Origin of the sequence: Aeromonas popoffii, assembly GCF_037818705.1 — a bacterium.
In the GTDB taxonomy this organism is placed as follows: domain Bacteria; phylum Pseudomonadota; class Gammaproteobacteria; order Enterobacterales; family Aeromonadaceae; genus Aeromonas; species Aeromonas popoffii.
Window position 1 is genome coordinate 1084333 of sequence record NZ_CP149129.1, and the last position, 21292, is coordinate 1105624.

The following is a 21292-nucleotide window of genomic DNA, read 5'->3' on the forward strand; positions in this document are numbered from 1 at the left end:
GGGCCACCTGCAGTGAGGTGGCCCTGTGGGTTGTGTCGGCATATCCAGATCATGGTGTTGGACCAGATGATCCGGGTTTGGGGATGTTGGCGGGCTCTGCGTCTGGGTGAGCGACATCGTGGTACGGGTAATAGGGCGGCACGTCTCGGGAGAGCTCGAAGTAGTCGCCAAAGCAGTTGAGACACTCGCGTATTTCGACGGAGGAGCCCAGCAGCAAAGCCTCTTCAAGCTGCTTGGCATAAATCTGATCGTCACCAGCCTGGGTGACCGCCTTCTCCAATAACGCCAGCGCATCCTCGTTGCAGGTAGCTGCTAGGCCATGGCGCAGCTTGCCCAGCGTTTCCTCAAGGGTATAGGGGTTAGGTAATCGCATCGTGCTTGTCCCTTCTTGGCCTGATTAGTGCCGCAACTGATGCAACAGCGCATCAATGGCCTCGACACAGTCGGCCTGGGTGAGTTGGTAACCGTTGGGCAGGTGAGCGACGATGGCTGGCTCGGCCTGCATCTGAACGTTATCTTCAAGCCAGCAGCGCAGCTCGATGAGGATATCGAAGGCAGTGAGGTGTGATTTGCCTGGGGTCAGGGTCATAACAGACCTCGCTCCGCCAGCGATACCACGCCCTCAGCGCCGACCACCAGATGGTCAAGCAATCGCACATCGATCAGCGCCAAGGCCTCTTTGAGGGCCTGGGTAAAGACCCGGTCTGAGTGGCTAGGTTCAGGGTCACCGCTGGGGTGATTGTGCACTGCGATGATGGCCCCGCAGTTGAGTAACAAGGCCCGCTTGACCACTTCCCGTGGGTAGATGCTGGCGCTATCGAGAGTGCCGCGAAACAGCTCCTCAAAGGCCAGTACACGATGTTGGGAGTCAAGGAACAGTGCCCCAAACACTTCATGTTCCCGGTCCTGTAGCAAGGTTTGCAGCCGCAGAGCGGCCTCTGTGGTGCTGGTAATGGCATTGCCTTTGGCCAGACGCTTGCGGGCAATCTGGTTAGCGATACGCAGCAGGTCTTGCTCGGTCACCGGTTCGGTGACGACATAAGTGCCGGGGCATTCCCCGGCTTTGAGTTTGTGGTAATGCATGGTGGTCTCCTGAAAAAGAAAGACCCCGGCAGCGCGAGGCATACCGAGGCTAAATGCAGAGAGGTTGTTGGTTCATTGTGAGGGTAGTTCAGCTGGCCGTCGTGATGGGGCCTGCTTTGGCTGTGGGTTCATGTTTCACCGGCATCAGCGATTCGGGGACCAGCACGGTGAGAGGGATGGCCAGTGCAAGGCTCAAGCGCTCTGCCAGTTGGTAGGCCGGTCCTATGGTGTCGTAGTCTGCTACCCAGGTGGCCAGTGCCAACCCACTGGCCTCTACCGCCCGCAGGTAGACGCTGTAGCCGTGCACGGTCAGGCCACTGTCACGTACCACCTGCGTCTCGCCATCCCGATTGATGGCCTCGAGCTCAACGGCTATCGGTTGTTTGGGCATCTTGACCTCCTATCCCTTGCTGACTATGACGTTAAAAAATCCCAACTGGGCGTAGGTGATGAAATTGCTCTGCCACAGGGTGAACAGCTCACTGGCGTCAGTCATGGGTAATGGTCCCCAGCCTTGCAGGGCGTGCTTGCCACTGAGGAAGTTAAAATCGAGTTCCCTACAGAGCGCTGCATACTGGTCAAGGCCCTGGTAACTGAAATCGGTGATGTAATCGAACCGCCAGCGCGCGGCCTTGCGTATCAGGCGCATCTCGACCGGATGAACGCCACCGGTTGTCGGGCTGTAGGTGGGATTACGAAAGTGGAAGGTGAGCGCAGTGCAACAGGTCAAGTCATGGCCGGCATGTGCGATTTCATGGCTGAGGATATCAAGCAAGGTATGGGAGACGGGCAAGGCAGTGCCTTCCCAGTCAATAGGAATAGTCATATCAAGGCTCCTGGATAAAGGTTTTGTCGGGCTATTGCCCTGTGTCAGTCAGCGGTATTGGTGCCCGCTACCGCAGGCTCCAGTGCCTCTGCGTCTGCTCGGGTGAACGCGATGGGGTGATGTGCAATGAAGCGGTCCTGCCATTGCTCGAAGACCTGTGTGAATTGCGCTGGGGTTAAGGGACCCCCTTGGCAGTACCAATACTGGTGCTGCTCGATATCGACGTAGAGTTCCTGAAAGGGCCGTTGCATGTCAGGCCAGCCGCTGGCATCCGTGACACTGAGTAATTGCCACTGCACATCCCCAGGGCCTGTCGTGCCAGAGCACTGCAGCAGCAGGGTGGTCGTGGTGTGGGCCATCTCCCCTTTGGTTGGGGTGAGATGCAATAACCAACGCATGCTGGCAGGGGATATCCCGGCAGCCTGGATAAAGCTATCAATGCGAGCCACCACTGTCGGGTTGATGGAGAGAGTATTCATCATGATGTGGATACTCCTTACCCAGAAGAACGCAGGTTTTTAACCAGCCGAGCAAGGCCATAGCCAATCAGTCCCCCGATAACCACAGGGCCACCCAGTGAGCGACAGACGTGATAGCCAAGCCCAAACAGGGCTGCCCGGCCATAGGGGGTCATCAGCAGTGAGCCGGTGGTGATGGCAGTGGTGACCTGTGGACTGCGTGCTTGTGCGTCGATACACCAGTTGACGAAGTGTTCGCAGTTGTTGGTGAGGGGATGGTATTGACGTTCCCCCAGACGAGAGAGCGCCCTTGCAAGGCGAGCATCGGCGTCATAGGTGGCTGAGGGATGGGGCCGCGCAGTGACATGGCGGCCATTAGCAAAGGCCTCCAACGAGATGATTCCCACCCCGTCAGCCTGCTCTCGGCTCGACAGCCCACCGCCATAATGAATGACCTGCTGCCCGCCAAGGTACAGGCCATGATGGGTAAACAATCCCCGTGAAACGACCAGGTGGTCACCTCGTTGCATAACGTACTCCCATAAGTGTGTGAAGACCGAAACGAACAAGCCCCGGCAAATGCCAGGGCTTGTTCGATATGAAGACACCCTGTGTGGTGTGTCACATGGGTAATGTCGGTCTGAAAATTTATGGAAGTGAAAAAATGGCCTGCTCCACGCTGATGAGGGCGGTAACGCCATCAGGACGAGGATGTAACCTGCCGGTGACGCTCCTTAATCAGCATTTCCAACACATCACTGATACGCATGTCGTAATGCGCGGCCAGTGAGTCAAGGTGCGCCTTTGTTTCGTTTCTCAAGTACGTGTTCAGTGCTTTTTTATCTGTGCGTTGTTGGCGTAATTTCCGTTGGTTCCAGGCTTTGTTTAAATTGAGCAAAAATAGCCGCTTGCTGTCGGGGGCGTAGTCCCATAAATCCAGCGCCCCGCGCACAGCAAGTAACCGTTCGGCATGGTTAAACGGCACAAACCAATGAGTTAGTTGCGGTGTTGATGGAAATAGGGGGCTGTATGTTTTTTTGGTATCATAAAAGTGTGCGTTTAAACGCTCCCACGCCCACTGTACCGACGCTTCTTCATCAGGCAACCATTTTAATGGTGTTGGTTGGGCGCATATGTGCTTCCATCTATCCTTGAGTCGCTCTAGCTGACTCGCCTTAACATCAGGTGATGACAACGGAACTTCAATACGGTCCATAAAGGTGATGATGAGTGATAGTCGTTCTTGATGGTGACATGGTGACTCGCTCAACTTAAGCCGCTTATACATATTTTCAAGCGGATTGCCAGTAGGTGGTATGCCAATCGTGTTATCATCGGCTTGATAAATATAGGCCCACAACCAAAATGCAGCGCGCTCATCTTCTTTGAACCAATCAAAATGCGTTATCGGAAGGATGTTTGTCGCATGCGCCCGCTCTAGTTCAGCAATTAAATGGGCGCGGGAATTCCCGTTTGGTGCAGCCTTTGAAATCATGCTATGTATTGCCATTCGACAGCTGCGAACATCATTCTTGTCACAGTTGTCGATTGGAACGCCCTTGGTCTTATTCAGATAAATAAGGCAAAACTGGCATCCTCGGATATCGCTAGCCATAGCGGAATGCCGTATGTCATCGTAACTTGTCTTCATGCTTCCCCATCAACTGACAAAACTACGTAGTGGTATAACCGTATCATGATGCTTGTTTTATTGTCACTGGAAAATGTCTCTTGTCGTCATATCGTATCTATACGTTAGTTTTGTCATCGTTTTGTTGATGTTTTATCAGGGTTTGCCCGTGGTGACTTACCATCAAGACAAGCCTCTTCTTGCTCCCCTTTTTGGTCATTTTCTTCAGTAAGGCAAGCCACTACCCCCTTTCTCCTGCGTTACCCTCCTTGTGCTCACCGTCTCGTCGGTCACCTCATCCAATCTCCATCTCTCGCTCGCAGCGGCGTTCACAACCATGTGGTCGCCAGTTTTTTATTACTGGCCTTAGCATTCTTTTAAGGGGGTTAATGTCTCGGCTAACGCAGACTGAGACTGACGAGCATTTCGTGCGAGGGGAAGTAAGTCGGATGTGCTCGGTAAGTGAAAAAATACGCAAGATAGCATTCGGTGGTCACCTATCCTTTCATCGCCACGCGCACTCGCCCCTCGACGTCAACCCCCATTCCATTATCCAGAGAACATCAGGAGCGACGGACATTGTTAATGCTGGCAGACACTCATGGTAATGGGAGGAATAGGAATGTGACAAAATGATAACTCCAGAGTGATTTTTCCACTGCGAGCGATTTCATATACATTCCGGAAACCTTGTAGTGCCTGGGTTTATATTCCTCTTAGGCTAGCTAAGTACGAGGTAAAACATGTCGGTTTGTTAATATAATAATATAGAGTATATAACTCATAAACAATACATGGAAATAATGTGATGTATATGGAAGGGAATATGGACAATATATCTGATGGATATGAATTATATAAACCATGAATATGGGGTATGTGCCTGAATAGATATGGAGTACATAAAGCATAGATGCTGGTCTATCACATTGATGGATGGTGTTGCTGATATGGTCTTTCGCAAGGAGTGGAGTATCGGCAGTATCTCGTTGATAGGCTTGCCATGGCTTATCGGTGAGGATGTCTGGATATAGACCGACAGAGGTATCGATGGGAGTTGTAAAGGGATGTGTGAGGTGTAGGTGGATGGTATGGCATTTTAATCCAGCAAGAGCCCAAGCATCGACTCAGAGGCCTGTATCGCATCATGAACGGTTTTATCTGAAATAGAGGCGTGAGCCAGTGCGTTGACATCTAACCTCCGTATCAGGGTGTATAGGACCTATATGACGGACATTGAGACTGATGCTGTTACCGACGTTGATGAAGCCCTTATAGCTGGATGTTAAGCGACGTGACCGTTAATGGATTTCCCAAGGGGTATGAATGCCTGAATGCAGGAGGAGAGGTGCTATCGGCCATCTGTATCGCGTTCTGTTTCATGCTTCGTTGTGGGTGATTAAGCCTATCTGAAGTGACCCCTGAATGAGCTGTGCAGTCTAGCTGGTTCATTATCGCCTCTGTGGGCGTCATACAGCCATTTTGAGACTGATGGCACTCAATGGGTCATCTTTCCTTGAGTAATGCGTCAGAGAGTGAATGAGGCGCTATGAGAGGCCTTGCTATTCAACATAACGCGCAGTACTCCGTCATCAGCACCATCAGCACCATCAGCACCATCAGTGCATCCCCAACGCATCAATCAGCCCATCACCTGAGCAGGCATCCGGTTCAAACCGTCACGCCCTGTGGCATGCAGTCAAATCGACATAACTTTTTACGACGAAATCCATCTGGTGACACCCAAACACACCTAAGAGGATTTCATCATGTCGTCACTGTCTAGCAAATGGCATAACTCCTACTACCTGCAGCGCTGTAAGGACACTATCGACCTGGCGCTTGCGACTCACCCCAGGCTCATGGCGGTGCGTATCGACCTGCACTTCCCCAACAAGGAACTGGCAGCAGATACCATGGCCATTTCCCGCTTCATTGGCTCGCTCAAGGCCAAGCTCAAGGCAAACCGCAAGCGCAAGAAAAAAGAGGCCCAAAGCAAGCGCGTGCATGACACCTCCTTGTTCTATATCTGGGTCAGAGAGCACGGGGAGGAAAGTGATCAGGCTCATTACCACCTGGTGCTGATGCTCAACAAGGATGCGTTCTATTCGCCAGGTGACTTCAAGGCCAATCCAGCGGACAAGCATGCAAGCCCCAGCCTGTTCATCATGACATGTCAGGCGTGGTGTAGTGCCTTGAAACTGGACGACATAGAAAAACATGCCTCTTTGGTTCATTTCCCCCAAAACCCCTGGTACTGGCCCAGGGCGGATGAGCGAAACTCTGCCGACTACAAAAGACTTCTTAAGCGGGTCAGTTACATGGCCAAAGACCGGACCAAGGTGTACAGCAAAGCCAATCGGTCGCTTGGGTGCTCGGCCGGTGGCAAGAGGTAGCCCGTGACGCGAAGGGGGTTGCAACGAGGGCGCTTGGAACGCCAGCGCCTCAAGCCCCCCGTTACCGAGACATTGCCACGGCCTAATGAACCCCATCGGTATTTCTCTACGCCACTTGCTATCTGATGAGCAGGCATAGCACTTACATCGTCACTGCTGTCTGACCTCATCGCCGACAGCGCCACTGAGCGCCGTTACCCTTATCCCCATGCCATGGTTGCACTTGTTGCCATGGCATTTTTTATTCAGGAAATTTCACCATGAGCCAACACAAACCAGTTCGAGTTCTGCGCCTCAAAGACATGATGTTCAAGCTGAGCATCGCTCGTAGCACGCTGTATGACTGGATGAGCGAGAGTTCACCCCGCTATGACCCATCCTTCCCCAAGCGAGTGCGTCTTGGCCTGAAAAGTGTGGGGTGGCTGGAAAGCGATGTGGACCAGTGGATATTGGCCCGGTTCAATCAGGCTGATGCAGCCAGTGCGTAGACAATCCCATGTTATGTAACAACGACGCTTGGCCCTGTACCTGTCATATCACCCCGTGTTGTGGTGAGGGTCAGGTAGTGCGGGCTAGCTAGCCTGATTTCTCTGTCATCTCCATCAATAAAAATCGAGAAACTGGATGAGGGCTTGCTGCTTCTCTGGGGTCAGGCCTGCCCACTGCTGCTCTAGCCGACGCTTGAGCCCCTCTGTTGGGCGATAAGCCAAGGGGGCTGGCGCAGTAATGAGCGCTCCGTAGCCTGAGGTGCACTCAAGGAAAAACCACTCAACCGGGGTATCCAGCAGTGCTGCGATATCAACTAGCAACGCCGCACTAATCCGATTCCCGCCTCGCTCATATCGGGACAGCTGCTGCTGAGACAGGTCTAGCGCCTCTGCCAGTTGCGCCGCTGACACCCGCAACTCCTTGCGCCGGAGTTTGACCCGCTTCCCTAACAGGACATCCATCTCTGTTGATGTGAACTTGCTCATTACATGACCGTTATGAACTCAAAAGTTGTAGAAGCAGTTTTGTTGAGCCAAAGGGTTGATGAAATGAACGTTGGGTTGTAAATTGATTGAGGATGAAACTAGAGCGTTCATTCTGGTGATTTACACACGTTTATTGGCAAACGAACAACCTATCGGTATGGAGAGGTATGACATGAGTGACATCGACAAAAACGCCGCAAAGGCGGGAGCCGTTGGCGCTGCAGCGGGTGCAGCCGGGTCTGTTAGCACGGTAGCTGCTGTGGGCGCCGTCGGCGGGTTGGGTGCTGCTGGCATTACGTCGGGCTTGGCCACTGTTGGGAGTGTGGTTGGTGGCGGCATGGCCGCTGGACTGGCGGTCACCGCCGCAGCGCCCATTGCAATTGGGGCTGCCGCCTACGGGTTGTACAAGTGGTGGAAAAGCTAGGTCATCCTGGCGCAATGGATAAGGGGAGAGGCGGCAGGCCTTGCCAGCGGAACGGGGTTGTGGGCAGCAATGCTCCTGGCCCCAATCGGCCTTGATGTGCATCCCATCGCCCTCTCTCTGCCCAGGGGGAAGGCCCAAGAGCAAGCCGAGTCACCCATTCTCCCCTGATGCATTCAATACAACCAATTTCCTTTACCAGAGGTTTGCATGGGATTGAAACCGTATTTATTACTCGCATGCCTGTGCGTCAGCAGTGGCGTGCTGGCAAAAAACGGGTCTGTCAAAATAAGTGTTGGTCAGGAGGGCAACTATCGGATTGTCAATGTCACGGGGTTGGCGGATGAACTAACTGTCAACAAGGTGATGGTCAATCGAAATCAGTGCAACCCAAGCCTGAGTAATCCGAATGAGGCATACACGCTGAAGTTTGGCGCGACCCAGTCCTACCGTTACATGTTGTATAACAGCATGAGTGGCAAGCGCTATCACTGTGATGTGGTTGAAATCGTTGTAGAGACTGACCAAGGCGCATGGACATTCACACCCACGAGCTGATGACGCAGATAGCCTTGAAGTATCACATCAATGACAAACCACAGCTCGGCTTAACGCCGAGCTGTGGTTTTTTGGGTTTTCCTGGATGCGACATGACCGGTCAGGGCCGTACGCCCAAATTCCTGGCTGAGCAGCTCGAGCAAAGCCGTCAGCTGGACGAGTTCCTCATCTGAACGTATAGGCCGCATCAATACTCGATGTGGCCTTATCTATCATTAGCTGGTGATAGATTGCGCCATCTGATTGATTGTTGGTAATATTTAGTACATTTTATCGCTTATAAGCTGAATGCTTGACCACTACCCCGTTTCATTTTCTCAATACTGCCGACGCACTGACGCTCATCACCCAGTTCGATACGGCCACTGACGAGCACACCATAGTTGCGCTGTTGCTTACTCTCAGCCAGCAGATGGGCTTTGACCACTTTCGGCTGGGGTTCATCTCGCCAAGCTCTATCCAGCGTCCCGAGGTGCGCATCTTCAATGGCTGTCCTGCCCAGTGGGTGCAGGCCTATGATGCGCAGCGCTTCTTTGCGGTAGACCCAGTGGTGCGCAAGGGGATGACGCAGAGCACGCCCATCCTGTGGGCTAATCTCATCACCGAGTGCTGCGAGCAACAAGATACCCATGGGCTTGAGGTGATGCTGCAGGCTCATGAAGCGGGATTGCGCGATGGCATCACTTTCCCCTGGCATGGGGCCAATGGTCATGTGGGGTTGCTGTCGTTCATTACCCTAACACCCCGTACTGAACACCAATGGCTGACGGCCACGCCCTTTTTGAGCTGGCTATCGGTGCACATCTTTGAGGCGGTCGTTCGGGTCTGCTTGTCCGATATACCCCCTCGGGATGCGCTGAGTCTGCGGGAACTGGAGGTCTGCCAGTGGGCGGCAGAGGGGAAGCAGGTGAGCGATATTGCCCAGATATTGGGCATCACCCCTAGAACGGTGACCTTTCACCTGGAGCGTATTGCCGAGAAGCTGGGAGCCAGCAATAAAAGCCAGGCGATATCCTGGGCGCTCAAGCAGGGGCTGGTGCGGCTCAATATCGATGCTGCGTTAGTGGGGAACGTTGATGAAGACGGTCAATAGTTCTGACTGGCGCAATTTATTGCCCACCTATTAGGCTAAATCACTGTCTTGGCAATATTTGCTGAGATATGTGCGCTGTTTGAGCGAAAACTTGCTCAGGGTTGTGCGGTTGAGGCTATGAGGTGGAGGTAAGTGATTGATAAATAATGAGAAGAGAAGTTGGCACGGTCACTGCTAAGGGTTTGGTCGAGTGCTAGTTCATTTAACCCACCTATTTAGGAGCATACCCATGCCAACTCCATGTTATATCAGCATTGAAGGTAAAACTCAGGGCAACATCACTGCCGGTGCCTTCACCTCCGACTCCGTCGGTAACATCTTCGTACAAGGTCACGAAGACGAGATGCTGGTACAAGAGTTCCAACACGTTGTCACCGTGCCGACTGACCCGCAATCCGGTCAGCCTGCTGGTCAGCGTGTACACAAGCCGTTCAAGTTCACCGTTGCGCTGAACAAAGCTGTGCCGCTGATGTACAACTCCCTGGCTTCCGGCGAGATGCTGCCGAAAGTGACCCTGAAGTGGTACCGCACCTCTGTGGAAGGCAAGCAGGAGCACTTCTTCTCTACCGTGCTGACCGATGCCACCATCGTTGACATCGACTGCCAGATGCCGCATTGCCAAGACCCGGCGAAATCCGACTTCACCCAGCTTATCCAGGTCTCTCTTGCTTACCGCAAGATTGACTGGGAGCACACCGTTGCCGGTACCTCTGGTGCTGACGACTGGCGCGCCCCTGTCGAGGCATAAGCCTGACGTTCTGATTTCGTTATTTCCTGTATTAGGTTTCGTATCTTGTGGCCGGTGTGCACCGGCCTTTATACCGTGTTTCTCCGGCCAGTCTTTGGCTGCCGGAGCCTTTTATGTTTTGCCATCCCCCTGCCCAGAGATTGATGTCGTGGTAGTGAGAGCGGAGTGATGGCAAAGCACACAAGAGGTTTGAATTATGTGTCCCTCCATTGCACTGCTTGGTGACCTTGGCACCGACCACGATGGTTTTCCACCGACCCCGGTGATAGCCGCCAGCCCTGATGTTTTTCTCGATGGCAAGCCAGTGGCTCGTCAGGGTGACCCGCTGGCGCCGCACGACAAGCCGAATAACCCGCCCCATCCGCGTAGCATTGCCGGTGGTGTGGGCTCGGTATTGGTGAACGGCAAGCCCATCGCTATCACCGGCACAGCGGTGGATTGTGGTGGCGTGGTGATTGGTTCGGGCAGCGGGCAAGCAGGATAAGGAACAAGGTCATGGCACAGAGCACAGGATTACAATTCACCGTCAAGGTTGGCGCACTGGCTGACAACACCTTTGCGGTCGCGAGCTTCAAGCTGGATGAGGGCTTGAACAGCCCGTTTAGCCTCAAACTGGAGGTGGCCAGCCAGCAACCGGACGTCGACTTCGGCGCCGTGCTGGACCAGCCCTGCGAGCTGCTGGTGTGGTACCACGGCGAGCTGCAGCGCCGGGTATGCGGGGTAGTGAGCGACTTTGCGCAAGGGGACAGCGGCTTTCGCCGCACCCGCTATCAGCTGCAAGTCAAACCGGCCCTGTGGCGACTCTCGCTTCGCCAAAACTCCCGTATCTTTCAGGCACAAAAGCCTGACGAAATCCTCTCCATTTTGCTGCAAGAGCACGGCATCACCGATTACGCCTTTGCGCTGAAAAACGAGCACGCCCAGCGCGAATACTGCGTGCAGTACCGCGAGACTGACCTCGATTTCTTGAACCGCCTGGCCGCCGAAGAGGGGCTCTTCTACTTCCACGAGTTTGAAGCAGGCAAACACCGTATCGTGTTTGCCGACGATGCGGCTGCGCTGACCCAAGGCCCAGAGCTCTTTTTTAACCTCGGCAACCGCTCACTGGAACAGGGCGCCTATGTGCGCCAGTTCCACTACCGCGAATCGGTGCGCCCCTCGGATGTAGAGCTCAAGGACTACAGCTTCAAGACCCCGGCTTATGGCCTCTCCCAGAAGAAAATGGGGGCTGAGCTCGAGCACCAACGGGATACCTACCAGCATTTTGACTATCCGGGCCGCTACAAGCAGGACCCGAGCGGCAAGGCGTTTGCCCAGCACCGCCTCGATGCCCTGCGCAATGACGCTGTGGCGGGCAGTGGCAAGTCCAACAGTGCGGCCCTCTTGCCGGGCCAGACATTTTCACTCACCGAGCATCCGAACGGCAGCCTCAACACCGACTGGCAAATCGTTCATATCCGCCACACCGGCGAACAGCCGCAGGCGCTGGAAGAGGAGGGCGGCAGTGGCCCGACCGTGTACCACAACGAATTTAGCGTGGTCAAAGCGAGCACCACCTGGCGGGCGCGCATCGGCAGCCCCGAGGCACCCCATAAGCCGATGGTGGATGGCCCGCAAATCGCCAGCGTGGTGGGGCCTGAAGGGGAGGAGATTTACTGCGACGAACACGGTCGGGTAAAACTGCAATTCCCGTGGGACCGCTACGGTAGCTCCAACGACCAGAGCTCCTGCTGGGTGCGGGTGAGCCAAGGTTGGGCCGGTGGTCAATACGGCATGATGGCGATCCCGCGCATCGGCCACGAGGTCATCGTGAGCTTTTTGGAAGGGGACCCCGACCAGCCCATCGTGACGGGCCGCACCTATCACGCCACCAACCGACCGCCTTACGAGCTGCCAGCCAACAAGACGCGCACCGTGCTGCGCACCGAGACCCATCAGGGGGAAGGCTTCAACGAGCTGCGTTTTGAAGACCAGGCGGGGCAGGAAGAGATTTACATCCACGGTCAGAAAGACCTGAACGTGCTGATAGAGAACGACGCTGCTTGGCATATCAAGCATGACCAGCACACCGACATCGACAACGAGCGGGTGACCCGCATCAAGGCCAACGACCACCTGACGGTGGAGGGTGAGAAGCGCGACCAGATCAAAGCCGACTATTCCCTCACCGTGGATGCATCGCTCCACCAGAAAATCGCACAGGCGTTATTGGTTGAGGCGGGTCAGGAAATTCACTTCAAGTCGGGTCAAAAGGTCGTGCTGGAGGCTGGAGCTGAAATCACCCTCAAAGTGGGCGGCAGTTTTGTGAAGGTTGACCCCAGTGGCGTCACCTTGGTCGGTCCCTCCATCAAGATGAACTCTGGCGGTAGCCCTGGCTCAGGCTCTGGGTGGGCGGGTCAGATGCCCGGCTTGCCGGGCGGTGTTGAAGTGCCTGTGGCGCCACCGGCCATGATAACTGCGCTTGGTATTCAGAAAACCATGGAGTCCATGATGCCGATGGCCAAACCTTGCCCGCTAGCAGACCAAGGGGGTAACTGATGGTATTGCAACAATGGCGCGAAGAAGGGGTTCTATATGCAGTCATTGATGCGGCAGCAGACCCCTCCTTGATTGCGCATTTCTATGAGCTGGGCGGAAATGATGCCTACCCACTGTTTGCTGGAACAGACTTTTCGGCGCAGGCCGAACACGGTCCTTGGCTGCTACCTACCCCCTCGCAGGCTTTTGTTGAGGCACACCCCACACTCAGCGGCTTTTACTGCCGTAGTCGCGCCTCGAAAGAAGTAATGCAGAGTCACTGGCAGAGCCTGAACAGCGCCATTCATGACGGCGAGGCCGTGTGGTTTCGCTACGCCGATCATCGCGTCTTGCTACCAATGCTCACCGCAATGACGCCAGGAGAGCGAGATGCGCTGCTTGGCCCGTGTGAACAGTTAATGATCGAAGGGCAGTGCGTCACACAAAGCCAAGATTTCATCTGGGTACCAGCGAGTGAAACACCTTGGTTCCATATTCGGGAGCATCAACTAGCGGGTCTTTATAACGAGTCCCGCCATGCTGACATACTGCATCGCCATCTCTGGCAACGAATAGAGAAGGTGATGAGAGCCCACACCAACCCCAAACCGGTGATCCTGAACACGTTGCAGCAAGCGAATCGAGATGGGTTGGTTGAGGATGTGCGCGAGGGCGTCATCGCTGGAGCCCTGGCGCTGCAAGCCGATTTTACGCTGGACAGCATACGTGCCCCCTTGATGCTCACCGACGATGAATTCATGCAAGTCGCCAACTGGCTCGGCAAACACCCTGATTTGATAGGAACTCACTGATGGCTGTAAGTGCACATTGTTTACTCTGCGAAAAATATGATCGGTGGATTGAGATCGATGTTCGTGATGAACAGAACCAATCATTTAAGGGCCTCAAGGCCACGCTGAAAGATGAAACCGGCCAAGTGAAAACAGTCACCCTCAAGGATAGCCCCACCTTGGTGAAAGGCTTTGCCGTTGGTGAGGTTACTCTGACCATTGAGAACCAACCTTGGCTTAAAGCGGCTCAAAACCGGGAAAAATTAAAAGAGGGGGAAGCAAGCAAGGTTCCAGCCTACACCGATAAGTTTTTTGGCCATAAGGGTGTGAAACGTAAACACGTCAAGCTGACTACTGGGGACCTGTGCCAAACCGATCCAGAACAGCCGTTGCCGGAAGGTCACAAGCGTGGTCAAGCTCAACCAGCTCGTCTGCTCACTGACGAGTCCTACGTGATCGAGGTGAAAGGTTACCAGCTCAATATTTTGCGGATTGGCGTTTTCTTCGATGGTACCGGCAACAACACGCGCAATGCTCAAGTGGGACTACAAAAGGTGGAGCAATGGTTGCTAGAGACCTGTTCCGATCCAGCCCAGCGGGAGAAGGAATTGCGAGGCTGTCAGATGGGGCAAAGCCCGGTTAAAGGGAGCTCGGCCAATGATGTGACCAATGTAGGCAAGCTGTTTGAACAATATGACATCACAGCAGGCCCTTTGGTGACTCACAGCTATATCAGTGGTATTGGCACTCGCGACCCAATCGCAGGAGACAATGGCCCTGAATATCGTTCGGATGACACCCTGACCCAAGGATTTGACCTCGATTTTGGTGGAGATAATACCTCTATTATCGGAAAAGTAGATGCAGCATGTGAACAGAGCATAGTTCGCTCGATCAATCGGGATTTGGGCGAGATTTTAGTTGATGTAGAGCGTATCCATCGTATCGAATTTGATGTGTTCGGGTTTAGCAGAGGCGCCGCCGCCGCCCGCCACTTTGTTAATGTGATAGACCAAAAAACCGATCACCATTTGGTACACGCTATGGCCAATAGCCCGAATATTCGCCTCAAGGCAGGTTTTGATTGGGCTAGCCGCGACGATGTACGCTTTACCTTCGTTGGCCTGTTCGATACCGTAGTTTCCTCTTACAACCGCAGTGTCAATGTTCAACTCAAAGCGGATTGTGCAGAGCGGGTAGTACATCTCACCGCGTTGGATGAAGTGCGTAAATACTTCCCGCTATCACGCATTACAGAAGATGCTGCAGGCGCCCGTATTCCTGCTCACTTTACTGAGCTGGCGCTACCGGGGGCTCACTCTGACATAGGTGGCGGTTACTATAGCCGCTGGAGCTTGAGCAATCCCAACAGCGATCCGGCCCTGATCGAGAGTATCGAGCTGGAGCGTTTTATGAGTGTGGAAACTGTTACAACAGCAGATGCCGAGAGCCATGCCTATCAAAAAGCCAAGGCGTATGCCGAGGAGAAACGTACTTTGGGCTGGGTCACTCGCATCAACCACAACCTGTCTCGTGGCGCCGTGCCGCCGCTGGGGGCGATCAGCCTGAAGCCATACTCCTTCCGACGTCCCGAGGGGAAAAATGGCACAGGCCCCGGCAAAAAGTCAGTCTATGTGGAGGTGCTGATGAGCCGGGTGGTGGAGGGGGAATACTCCCGTATTCCGCTACATATGATGGTTGAGGCGGGCCGAGCCGTGGGGGTGCCGTTTAAAGCATGGATGCCGGAAGATAGGGCATTGCAGCTTAAACCGCTATCTATCAAACGGCCAGAGGTTGACTTGAAGGAGTTGGATAAACTCTGGGCCCTATCAGCTGTCGAACAGAAGGTTGCCAAGAACTTGACCCATCAATTATCGCCCGATGCTTACCGTGCCTTGCGTCGTGACTATCTGCACCACAGTGCCAGCAACCAGGGCATCGCTAATCCGGCCAATACCAATAAATATGAGCCCAGCATCAGCAAGGAGAGACGTGAGATGATAGGGAACAAGGAAGCATAAAGATGAAATATATCGTCGCATTGTTGGGAGTCAGCTTGTCATTGATGGCCTGCGCGGTTCCACAATCTCTGTCTAAATTTGCTTGGGATTATGGTACAGGCAGCAATATAGATCTTACTAAGAACACCAAGACCGAGTTCTATCTTGGAGGGAAACAGGTTTATGCGGACCGTCTAGCTGGAGGGGGGGCTGGAGGTCTGCTTGCCGACCGTATCAAGGGACAGCGTTACTACTGGGCTGGCGGCGGTGGCCTGCCCACCGATGGCGTTCCCGTCCCCGATAAAGCCGTGATTGAAATGGTTTCGTTCCATGATGGCAAGCGCTACAGCATCAAGGTGGACTTGCCTGCCAATCTGGAGCAGCAGATGCGCCAAGTCTACTCAGTCGAGGGACGTTATGACCGCCGTAGTTGGCTCTTTTTTGGTCTAGCGCCCGGCGGCTATTTTGAGGTGTTGCTCAAAGGGGATGGGCTACTTGTTAAGCCAGATATTCTACTTACCCGTGGCATCGCCGAAGAGGTGACCGATGATTGGTATGATCAGCAAGTGCCGATAGTGCGCCAATACGGTATGGATGATTTCGACAAGAAATATGGCGAGCTATTCAAGCAACACCCTGTACCGCTCGGTATGGACTGGGCCCCGATCATGGACGCCTACCGTGCCGCACAGCCTAAGACGGATACCAATCCGGTCAACTGATTTGGATAGCGGTTTAAGAGGTATCAATGAAGCAGTACCAAAACTGGTTGGTCCAGTATCTGATTTTTTCGTCGTGATAACGACCATGCCATGGCCGCAGAATTGGCCGAGAGCATCTGTGCTTTCTGGCTGGCCAGAGGCGATAAGGCTGAGCATACCAAGTGGCAGAAGGTCTATCAGGATCACTTACAGCAAACCACCTGACGAGCAAGGCTAATGGCCAAGGATGGCGCCGCATCAGCGTTATGCCAGTCAGGTGGAGCTGCAGTATATCAGCCTCTCATGCGAGACAAAAAATAAAGGAAGCGGCCCTTATGGGCCGCTTCCTTATGCGGCTGGTAATCCACTTTCGACGAACTCCGCCCAAGTATCCATCATAGGCCGACGTTGATCCAGCAGATCAGTGCGGTGGTATGCCGCTTCCACCTTATTTTGGATAAGGTGCGCGAGTGCTCGCTCAGCCAAGTCTCTGGGGTAGCCTTGTTCACTGCACCAGTCCCTGAAAGTTGAACGAAAGCCATGAGCAGTTGCCAGCCGTTCAGGCGTCGTGCTTGGGGCCTCGACTCTTCTGAGCAGGGTGGTCAGTGCCATATCTGTGAGCGGTATTTGTTTACGTGGGGACGGGAAAACCCATTCACCATGCAGCCCCCGCACCTTATCCAATACAGCCATAGCCTGAAGAGATAACGGAATGCGGTGAATGACTTGGGTCTTCATCCTATCAGCCGGAATGGTCCAGATTGCAGCATCCAGGTCGAGTTCTTCCCAGCGCATGCTTCTCGCTTCACCAGAGCGGCAGCCTGTCAGGATCACGAACGACAGTAGGGCTCGGCTGACGTCAAAGCGCTCTGCATTCGCCAAGTGCTGTTGGTAGAACGCTGGCAGTATCCGCCAATCCATCGCTGGTTGGTGCTGGGTGCGGATTGCTTTACTGGGTTGTAGTGGTAGTAGCTTATCCACGACATCGACAGGGTTCGCTTGGCAGAAGCCATGAGCCCATGCCCAGGCCATCACAGCATGAAGTCTCTGTTTCACGCGGGTGGCTGTTTCCGGGATTTCCAGCCAGATAGGCTGTAGTACACTGGCGATATGTGCCGGGGTGATGGCGTTGATAGGCTGCCGACCGATGATCGGGAAGGCATATTGCTCCAGGGTCGAGATCCATTGCTTCCCATGCTTGGGGTTACGCCAGCCGGGTAACAACTGCTCGTGCACCTGACGAGCCGCAATTTCCACTGTGGGTATCGCAGGCTTACTGGCTTCTTCTTTCTTTACTTCCAAGGGGTCCAGCCCTTTGGACAGTTGCTCACGCATCAGACGAGCCTGGTTACCTGCATCTGCAACCGAGACTTCCGGGTAGGAACCTAAGCCAGCATTACGGCGTTTGCCGGTGATGGGACTGACATATCGCAACACCCACTTTCCTTTTCCTTTTATCGTAGATGGATGTAACGCCAGACCTGTGATTCCTCCATGAGGGAACGGTTTGTCTTCTGGTTTTAAGCTACGCGCCTTGGTATCGGTGAGTGTCGCCATGAGGTCACCTCTGTAGATATGAGTATGCCAACCAGTATGCCATTACATATGGGGTTTGATAATGTGAGATTGAAATAGATTGGACGGAGTTTATTTGTAACTGTATGATTTTAATTTATTATTTGAAATTGTATGGATGGTTTTAGACTGTGTTATGGCGGGCTGTCTCTCCGCCATTCATTCCCTTCAAGCCCACGCCAGCCGAGGGTTTGGCATGGATATGCTATGTCAGCCCATGCTTTCGATCGGTTGATAAGATATGGTGATGCTTTTGAGACTCAGTTCTTCATGGTATCCATCATCGTCTACTGTCCTCGTTGCCCTGCCTGTCCCCACGTTTTTCAGCTCACTTACACCTATGAAGCTCGTAAACCATGTGTCAAAGAGAAGATTGTCGAGATGGCCTTCAACGGCTCAGGTGTCCGTGACACAGCCTGCGTCCTCATATTGGCTTAACACCATCCTGCGCGCCTTAAAGAACTCGCACCAAGGCAAGTAACTACCGAAAAAGTATCAACAGCAGTCGAATACTGACTGTAGTGGTCGACTAAATCCGGACACTTGGTTAGGCCGGTTTTCGGCTGCTGCTGGCGATATCCGTCATGGTGGTGATGTGGACGCCGCCAGTTGTCGTGCATGGCCTGCGTACGAGCCATTCAGCTTGTTGGTAGCACAGCCTTGCTTGGCAAACGCAACATGCGAAATCCTGCGTAAGCCACTGCGATGGTCAGTAACGGGCTGATGAAACAGAACACCGCATAGGGTGCGTAGCTCCAAGTCGTTACCCCCAAAGTGGCCGCCATATAGGCGCCGCAACTGTTCCAAGGGATTAACGCCGAGGTTGGCGTCGCGGTATCGCCGACCGCCCTCGATAGCACCACAGGGGCCAGGCCGCGCTTGGCAAAGGCAGATTTAAACATCCGCCCCGGCAGCACAATGGCGATGTATTGGTCGGCGGTGACGATATTAGTGGCCACAATTGAGGTTGCCAGCGAGGCAACCAAAGCACCGTCCGACTTAGCTTTCTGAATAATCGGGGTGATTAGCCTCTCAAGCACCCCGACCTTCTCAACTACCCCACCAAACGCTAAGGCGCTGATAATCAGCCAGATGGTATTGAGCATGCTGCCCATACCGCCACGCGATGCCAGCATGTCCATCGGAGCAAAGCCCGAGGTTGAGGTATAGCCATTGGCCAAGGCCCGCCAGACGCCTTCCAATAACGCCAGCCACTGTGGAATTCCCTCGTTGGCAGCGGCAAAAGCCAGCACCCGCTCCGGGGCCATAACCGCCGCGAGTAGACCACCGGCAATCGAGCCAAGGAAAATAGCGGTAAAGGGCGGAAAGCGGAACAATGCCAACAAAATCACCAACACTAGCGGCACAAACATCACCAACTGTGGCTGGAATGAGTTTTGAATCGCAGCAATTTTATCTGCGGCGTCGAAATCTCCTGGCTCACCCCACATAAAGAAAAACACTAACGAGAGCAACAAGGCCATTAGCGAGGTCAGCAGCGTTTCACGGATATGCTGATACAGATCGACACCAGCAGCGGCCGCAGAGAGATTGGCCGAGTCAGAGAGTGGCGATGACTTATCGCCAAAGTAAGCACCCGAGATCACCGCGCCCGCCGCTATCGCCGGATTCAAGCCCATGCTCATGGCAATCCCCATAAAACCAACACCGATGGTGCCGACGACTGTCCAAGAGCTACCAATGCTGGCCGAAACGATGGCACTGATCACGCAAGCGGTTACGAAGAAGTAATCTGGATTAAGTAGCTGTAATCCGTAATAAACCATAGCCACCAGCGTGCCACTGAGTGCCCAAGTGCCAATCAGGCCGCCGACCGCGAACAAAATAAAGATCGCACCAATGCCAGTGGACACGCTATCAGTCGCGGCTTTACCCAGCGCCTCAAGCGTGTGTCCACGACGCCAACCTATAAATACCGCAATCATCGTCGCGGTAACCAGCGCAACCTGGTTAGGGCCACCGGCGCCAGCATCACCAAATAAAAAATAAGACAAGGCAACCAAGACAACCAGGCAAGCGACCGGAATGATCGCCTCAAACAGCGACAGTGGTTGCGGCGTGCTAGGTCTGCGAATAAAACTGAACATTCAGATAGGCCTCGGTTAATGTTCATATGACGGCTAGACATGCAGCGCTTGAGCTTAGCGCCATTGTCTGCCGCTTAACGCGTTGTCACCAGTACCATTAAAACCGCCGCCAAAATTGGCGGCGATTGCTGTTGGAGACTTCGCTTAGAAATCTACCTCATCACGGCTGATCGGGCAGGTCATGCAATGGCCGCCACCACGGCCACGACCGAGTTCGGAACCAACGATGGTGACCACTTCGATCCCCTCTTTTCGCAACAGGGTGTTGGTGTGCACGTTACGATCATAGGCAAATACCACCCCCGGCGATGCGCACACCAAGTTGGCGCCGCTGTCCCACTGCGTGCGCTCACGCATGTAAGCGTTACCACCGGTTTCCACCACCCGCAGTTTCTTCAGACCCAAGGATTGCGCAACCACATCGGTAAAGCGGCCCTTTTCCTTGACCAGTTCGATACCGCTTGGCTTGTCGCTTGGGCGGTACGAGAAGGTGCTGACGTGGTCCATTATGTCTGGGTAAAGCAGCACGCAGTCGCGGTCAGCAAAGGTGAACACGGTGTCCAAGTGCATAGCCGCACGCAGTTTAGGCATCGCTGCAACGATTACCCGCTCCGCTGCACCTTGCTTGAACAAGGTCGCGGCCAACTGGCTAATGGCCTGACGCGAGGTTCGTTCGCTCATGCCGATCAGCACGTTACCCTTGCCGATCGGCATTACATCGCCGCCCTCTAAGGTGGCCATGCCATGGTCTTCGGTAGGATCGCCCCACCAGACTTTGACCTTGCCAGCAAAATCGGGATGGAACTTATAAATAGCGGTGGTGAGGATGGTCTCTTCGTGACGCGCCGACCAGTACAGCGGGTTAAGCGTAACGCCGCCGTAAATCCAGCAGGTGGTGTCACGGGTGTACAAGGTATTCGGCAAAGGCGGCAGCAGGTATTCGGTCACACCTGCGGCTTCACGCACCAGCTTGAGGGTTTCGCCGCCGAAGGTTTCGGGAAACTCGTCAGTGGACAAGCCGCCGATCAGCGTCTCGGCCAGATCTCGTGGTGACAAGCCTTCGAGGTAGCTACGAATCTCATCTACCAGCCCAAGGCCAACCTGATTAGGCACAACCTGATGATCAAGAATCCACTTCTTGGCTTCAGCAATTGCGACAGTTTCAGCCAATAAGCTGTGCATTTCGACCACATCAACGCCGCGATCGCGCAGCTTGTTGGTGAAATCGAAGTGATCACGTTTAGCGTTCTCGACCCACATAACGTCATCGAACAGCAGCTCGTCGCAGTTGCTCGGGGTAAGCCGGGCATGCGCACGGCCCGGCGCGCAGACCATCACTTTGCGCAGCTGGCCGACTTCCGAATGCACGCCAAATTTGACTTCACTTGCATTTGTCATGATCAACTCCCTTGG

Annotated in this window: 23 protein-coding genes and 1 pseudogene; 12 read left to right on the forward strand and 12 right to left on the reverse strand. The window is 54.0% G+C overall.

Going from position 1 to position 21292, the window contains the following annotated elements:
• Positions 1–49: 49 nt before the first annotated feature.
• The 8 genes from WJM78_RS05225 to WJM78_RS05260 all read right to left on the reverse strand — a co-directional run bounded on the left by WJM78_RS05225 (position 50) and on the right by WJM78_RS05260 (position 3982).
• Positions 50–373 (reverse strand): hypothetical protein, encoded by a 324-nt coding sequence (locus WJM78_RS05225; RefSeq protein WP_339014227.1) that lies wholly within the window; start codon positions 371–373, stop codon positions 50–52.
• Positions 374–397: 24 nt separating this feature from the next.
• A complete protein-coding gene (locus tag WJM78_RS05230; protein ID WP_339014229.1) occupies positions 398–589 on the reverse strand; it encodes a hypothetical protein in 192 nt (63 codons plus the stop codon).
• Complete coding sequence (gene radC / locus WJM78_RS05235) at positions 586–1083, reverse strand: RadC family protein (protein ID WP_339014231.1); 498 nt, start codon at positions 1081–1083, stop codon at positions 586–588. Before radC ends, WJM78_RS05230 begins: the two co-directional genes overlap by 4 nt.
• An 88-nt stretch (positions 1084–1171) precedes the next feature.
• Entirely contained in the window at positions 1172–1474 is a 303-nt protein-coding gene (locus tag WJM78_RS05240) for a hypothetical protein (protein WP_339014233.1), read from the reverse strand.
• Positions 1475–1483: 9 nt separating this feature from the next.
• Positions 1484–1909, reverse strand: coding sequence for a DUF2787 family protein (locus WJM78_RS05245; RefSeq protein ID WP_339014235.1), 426 nt, complete (start codon positions 1907–1909; stop codon positions 1484–1486).
• Positions 1910–1953: 44 nt separating this feature from the next.
• Positions 1954–2391, reverse strand: coding sequence for a hypothetical protein (locus WJM78_RS05250; RefSeq protein ID WP_339014237.1), 438 nt, complete (start codon positions 2389–2391; stop codon positions 1954–1956).
• Positions 2392–2405: 14 nt separating this feature from the next.
• Positions 2406–2897 carry a lecithin retinol acyltransferase family protein gene (locus tag WJM78_RS05255; protein WP_339014239.1) on the reverse strand — a complete coding sequence of 164 codons (492 nt, stop codon included), beginning with the start codon at positions 2895–2897 and terminating at the stop codon, positions 2406–2408.
• A gap of 170 nt (positions 2898–3067) precedes the next feature.
• A complete protein-coding gene (locus tag WJM78_RS05260) occupies positions 3068–3982 on the reverse strand; it encodes a hypothetical protein (protein ID WP_339014241.1) in 915 nt (304 codons plus the stop codon).
• 1784 nt (positions 3983–5766) lie between these two features.
• Here WJM78_RS05260 and WJM78_RS05265 point away from each other — a divergent pair.
• Positions 5767–6393 carry an inovirus Gp2 family protein gene (locus WJM78_RS05265; protein ID WP_339014243.1) on the forward strand — a complete coding sequence of 209 codons (627 nt, stop codon included), beginning with the start codon at positions 5767–5769 and terminating at the stop codon, positions 6391–6393.
• A 260-nt stretch (positions 6394–6653) separates the two neighbouring features.
• Positions 6654–6881 carry a helix-turn-helix transcriptional regulator gene (locus WJM78_RS05270; protein WP_339014245.1) on the forward strand — a complete coding sequence of 76 codons (228 nt, stop codon included), beginning with the start codon at positions 6654–6656 and terminating at the stop codon, positions 6879–6881.
• 114 nt (positions 6882–6995) lie between these two features.
• Here WJM78_RS05270 and WJM78_RS05275 read toward each other — a convergent pair whose 3' ends face one another.
• On the reverse strand, positions 6996–7367 hold the full coding sequence (locus tag WJM78_RS05275) for a helix-turn-helix domain-containing protein (protein ID WP_201035395.1): 372 nt from the start codon (positions 7365–7367) through the stop codon (positions 6996–6998).
• A gap of 631 nt (positions 7368–7998) precedes the next feature.
• Here WJM78_RS05275 and WJM78_RS05280 point away from each other — a divergent pair.
• The 9 genes from WJM78_RS05280 to WJM78_RS05320 all read left to right on the forward strand — a co-directional run bounded on the left by WJM78_RS05280 (position 7999) and on the right by WJM78_RS05320 (position 16217).
• Entirely contained in the window at positions 7999–8346 is a 348-nt protein-coding gene (locus tag WJM78_RS05280; RefSeq protein WP_339014248.1) for a hypothetical protein, read from the forward strand.
• Positions 8322–8519, forward strand: coding sequence for an H-NS family nucleoid-associated regulatory protein (locus WJM78_RS05285; RefSeq protein ID WP_339014250.1), 198 nt, complete (start codon positions 8322–8324; stop codon positions 8517–8519). The genes WJM78_RS05280 and WJM78_RS05285 overlap by 25 nt, the downstream gene beginning before the upstream one ends.
• Positions 8520–8638: 119 nt before the next feature.
• The gene (locus WJM78_RS05290) at positions 8639–9439 is read left to right on the forward strand and encodes a LuxR family transcriptional regulator (RefSeq protein ID WP_339014252.1); all 801 of its coding nucleotides are present in this window, start codon (positions 8639–8641) and stop codon (positions 9437–9439) included.
• A gap of 229 nt (positions 9440–9668) precedes the next feature.
• Positions 9669–10187, forward strand: a complete 519-nt coding sequence (gene hcp1, locus WJM78_RS05295; RefSeq protein ID WP_339010171.1) for a type VI secretion system effector Hcp1 — start codon at positions 9669–9671, stop codon at positions 10185–10187.
• Positions 10188–10383: 196 nt separating this feature from the next.
• On the forward strand, positions 10384–10671 hold the full coding sequence (locus tag WJM78_RS05300) for a type VI secretion system PAAR protein (RefSeq protein ID WP_042038057.1): 288 nt from the start codon (positions 10384–10386) through the stop codon (positions 10669–10671).
• Positions 10672–10682: 11 nt separating this feature from the next.
• Positions 10683–12725 carry a type VI secretion system tip protein VgrG gene (locus WJM78_RS05305; RefSeq protein ID WP_339014254.1) on the forward strand — a complete coding sequence of 681 codons (2043 nt, stop codon included), beginning with the start codon at positions 10683–10685 and terminating at the stop codon, positions 12723–12725.
• Entirely contained in the window at positions 12725–13516 is a 792-nt protein-coding gene (locus tag WJM78_RS05310; protein WP_339014256.1) for a DUF4123 domain-containing protein, read from the forward strand. The genes WJM78_RS05305 and WJM78_RS05310 overlap by 1 nt, the downstream gene beginning before the upstream one ends.
• A complete protein-coding gene (locus WJM78_RS05315) occupies positions 13516–15516 on the forward strand; it encodes a DUF2235 domain-containing protein (RefSeq protein ID WP_339014258.1) in 2001 nt (666 codons plus the stop codon). Before WJM78_RS05310 ends, WJM78_RS05315 begins: the two co-directional genes overlap by 1 nt.
• Before the next feature lie 2 nt (positions 15517–15518).
• Positions 15519–16217 carry a DUF2931 family protein gene (locus WJM78_RS05320; protein ID WP_339014260.1) on the forward strand — a complete coding sequence of 233 codons (699 nt, stop codon included), beginning with the start codon at positions 15519–15521 and terminating at the stop codon, positions 16215–16217.
• A 327-nt stretch (positions 16218–16544) separates the two neighbouring features.
• Here WJM78_RS05320 and WJM78_RS05325 read toward each other — a convergent pair whose 3' ends face one another.
• A complete protein-coding gene (locus WJM78_RS05325; protein WP_339014262.1) occupies positions 16545–17753 on the reverse strand; it encodes a tyrosine-type recombinase/integrase in 1209 nt (402 codons plus the stop codon).
• A gap of 265 nt (positions 17754–18018) precedes the next feature.
• On the opposite strand from WJM78_RS05325, the pseudogene WJM78_RS05330 reads away from it, so the two are divergent.
• A pseudogene (locus tag WJM78_RS05330) lies at positions 18019–18246 on the forward strand (IS1-like element transposase); the annotation flags it as partial.
• A 163-nt stretch (positions 18247–18409) separates the two neighbouring features.
• Here WJM78_RS05330 and nhaC read toward each other — a convergent pair.
• Positions 18410–19879: a Na+/H+ antiporter NhaC gene (nhaC, locus tag WJM78_RS05335; RefSeq protein WP_339014264.1), complete on the reverse strand. Its 1470-nt coding sequence runs from the start codon at positions 19877–19879 to the stop codon at positions 18410–18412.
• A 144-nt stretch (positions 19880–20023) separates the two neighbouring features.
• Positions 20024–21277: an arginine deiminase gene (gene arcA, locus WJM78_RS05340; protein ID WP_042038315.1), complete on the reverse strand. Its 1254-nt coding sequence runs from the start codon at positions 21275–21277 to the stop codon at positions 20024–20026.
• Between the last annotated feature and the right edge of the window lie 15 nt (positions 21278–21292).

Bases quoted from the DNA above. Each gene is read 5' to 3' on its own strand.
- nhaC (WP_339014264.1), bottom strand. From the start codon at position 19,879: ATGTTCAGTTTTATTCGCAGACCTAGCACGCCGCAACCACTGTCGCTG.
- WJM78_RS05245 (WP_339014235.1), bottom strand. From the start codon at position 1,909: ATGACTATTCCTATTGACTGGGAAGGCACTGCCTTGCCCGTCTCCCAT.
- radC (WP_339014231.1), bottom strand. From the start codon at position 1,083: ATGCATTACCACAAACTCAAAGCCGGGGAATGCCCCGGCACTTATGTC.
- WJM78_RS05310 (WP_339014256.1), top strand. From the start codon at position 12,725: ATGGTATTGCAACAATGGCGCGAAGAAGGGGTTCTATATGCAGTCATT.
- hcp1 (WP_339010171.1), top strand. From the start codon at position 9,669: ATGCCAACTCCATGTTATATCAGCATTGAAGGTAAAACTCAGGGCAAC.
- WJM78_RS05270 (WP_339014245.1), top strand. From the start codon at position 6,654: ATGAGCCAACACAAACCAGTTCGAGTTCTGCGCCTCAAAGACATGATG.
- WJM78_RS05285 (WP_339014250.1), top strand. From the start codon at position 8,322: ATGGACATTCACACCCACGAGCTGATGACGCAGATAGCCTTGAAGTAT.
- WJM78_RS05325 (WP_339014262.1), bottom strand. From the start codon at position 17,753: ATGGCGACACTCACCGATACCAAGGCGCGTAGCTTAAAACCAGAAGAC.
- WJM78_RS05250 (WP_339014237.1), bottom strand. From the start codon at position 2,391: ATGATGAATACTCTCTCCATCAACCCGACAGTGGTGGCTCGCATTGAT.
- WJM78_RS05300 (WP_042038057.1), top strand. From the start codon at position 10,384: ATGTGTCCCTCCATTGCACTGCTTGGTGACCTTGGCACCGACCACGAT.
- WJM78_RS05280 (WP_339014248.1), top strand. From the start codon at position 7,999: ATGGGATTGAAACCGTATTTATTACTCGCATGCCTGTGCGTCAGCAGT.
- WJM78_RS05240 (WP_339014233.1), bottom strand. From the start codon at position 1,474: ATGCCCAAACAACCGATAGCCGTTGAGCTCGAGGCCATCAATCGGGAT.
- WJM78_RS05305 (WP_339014254.1), top strand. From the start codon at position 10,683: ATGGCACAGAGCACAGGATTACAATTCACCGTCAAGGTTGGCGCACTG.
- WJM78_RS05265 (WP_339014243.1), top strand. From the start codon at position 5,767: ATGTCGTCACTGTCTAGCAAATGGCATAACTCCTACTACCTGCAGCGC.
- WJM78_RS05275 (WP_201035395.1), bottom strand. From the start codon at position 7,367: ATGAGCAAGTTCACATCAACAGAGATGGATGTCCTGTTAGGGAAGCGG.
- WJM78_RS05255 (WP_339014239.1), bottom strand. From the start codon at position 2,897: ATGCAACGAGGTGACCACCTGGTCGTTTCACGGGGATTGTTTACCCAT.
- WJM78_RS05230 (WP_339014229.1), bottom strand. From the start codon at position 589: ATGACCCTGACCCCAGGCAAATCACACCTCACTGCCTTCGATATCCTC.
- arcA (WP_042038315.1), bottom strand. From the start codon at position 21,277: ATGACAAATGCAAGTGAAGTCAAATTTGGCGTGCATTCGGAAGTCGGC.
- WJM78_RS05320 (WP_339014260.1), top strand. From the start codon at position 15,519: ATGAAATATATCGTCGCATTGTTGGGAGTCAGCTTGTCATTGATGGCC.
- WJM78_RS05260 (WP_339014241.1), bottom strand. From the start codon at position 3,982: ATGGCTAGCGATATCCGAGGATGCCAGTTTTGCCTTATTTATCTGAAT.
- WJM78_RS05315 (WP_339014258.1), top strand. From the start codon at position 13,516: ATGGCTGTAAGTGCACATTGTTTACTCTGCGAAAAATATGATCGGTGG.
- WJM78_RS05225 (WP_339014227.1), bottom strand. From the start codon at position 373: ATGCGATTACCTAACCCCTATACCCTTGAGGAAACGCTGGGCAAGCTG.